We start from the raw sequence: 1,373 nt of genomic DNA, 5'->3' as shown, positions 1-1,373 counted from the left end.
GCTCTCGAACCTGAATGGGAATCGAGATTTGAAGGCACAAGCTACGGGTTCCGTCCCGGACGGTCAGCCCAAGACGCAATTGGTAGAATCTATACTGCCATAAATCAAGGACAATACTATGTTCTCGACGCTGATATAGCGAAATGCTCTTACCGTGAACCATGATTACCTACTGTCCAAAATTCATTGTCCAAGCAGCCTAAAGAGAGACCTGAAACAGTGGCTCAAAGCTGGTGTGCTAGACAACGGTGTATTTGAGGATACCGAATCAGGGACACCCCAGGGAGGGGTAATAAGTCCAATACTCGCCAACATCGCACTGTTGGGAATGGTTAGGTTCATAGAAACAATGTATCCCAAGAAAGCAAACAGAGCGCAGGCTACTGTTATAAGATACGCCGATGATTTTGTAGTGATATCACCATCACTAGAAATTATTGAACAGTGCAAAACCGCTATCTCCGTATGGTTAAAACCTGTAGGACTAGAAATAAAACCTGAAAATACTCGAATCTGCCATACGTTCAAACCTATTGAATATGATGGCAAAACAGAGGAGCCAGGGTTTAATTTTCTAGGATTCAATATCAGGCAATATCCAGCAGGAAAATATAAATCTGGGAAAACAGGGGGAATGGCAAGCCGATTAATCGGTCACAAGACCCACATCAAACCCAGCAAGAAAGCAGTTCAAGCCCACACGGAAGTGATTAAGGGTGTAATAAAACAACATAAAACAGCACCCCAGTCAGCCCTGATTAACAAACTAAACCCGATTATTCGAGGATGGTCAAATTACTATTCAGCGGTAGTCTCATCAGAGACCTTCGTTAAACTAGACCACATAGTTTGGCAAATGTTACGGGCATAGACAGGTTCAAGATGCGGAAAGGCAAGCCACGAAAAGCTAGGAAACTATTTCCAACAAGGAACGGTTAAACTTAGCAATGGGAAAGAAAGACATGAATCTTGGTTATTCAAGACCAAAGATGGATTCCAACTATGGAAACATAATTGGACTCCGATTGTTAGACACACCCTAATACGCCCTGACGCAACACCATACGACGGAAATTGGACTTACTGGGCAACCAGAAAAGGTCAAGCAATTGAAACGCCAAATAGGGTAGCAAAACTACTCAAAAAGCAAAAAGGTAGGTGTACATGGTGTGGACAGTATTTCGTACCATCAGATATAATTGAAGTAGACCACATTATACCTCGAAACCACGGTGGAAAGGATGAATATAAGAATCTTCAGCTATTACATCGCCACACCCGCGATGATAAAACGGCACTAGATAACGCCAACGCTGTATCCTTAACAATGGAGCAGTCAAACTAGGAGCCGTGTGAAGGGAAACTTTCACGCA

The 1,373-nt window shown here is 43.1% G+C and carries 2 protein-coding genes; both read left to right on the top strand.

Annotation, left to right across the window (positions count from 1 at the left end; translation table 11 throughout):
- Positions 1 to 154: 154 nt before the first annotated feature.
- A complete protein-coding gene (locus P5674_RS24770; RefSeq protein ID WP_014275140.1) occupies positions 155 to 871 on the top strand; it encodes a reverse transcriptase domain-containing protein in 717 nt (238 codons plus the stop codon).
- Between the two features lie 153 nt (positions 872 to 1,024).
- The gene (locus P5674_RS26775; RefSeq protein WP_410223647.1) at positions 1,025 to 1,345 is read left to right on the top strand and encodes an HNH endonuclease; all 321 of its coding nucleotides are present in this window, start codon (positions 1,025 to 1,027) and stop codon (positions 1,343 to 1,345) included.
- Positions 1,346 to 1,373: the final 28 nt, after the last annotated feature.

Source organism: Limnospira sp. PMC 289.06 (assembly GCF_032350395.1).
Taxonomy (GTDB): Bacteria; Cyanobacteriota; Cyanobacteriia; order Cyanobacteriales; family Microcoleaceae; genus Limnospira; species Limnospira platensis.
The sequence above is the reverse complement of the archived record's forward strand: the minus strand, read 5'-3'. Positions and strand labels throughout refer to the sequence as shown.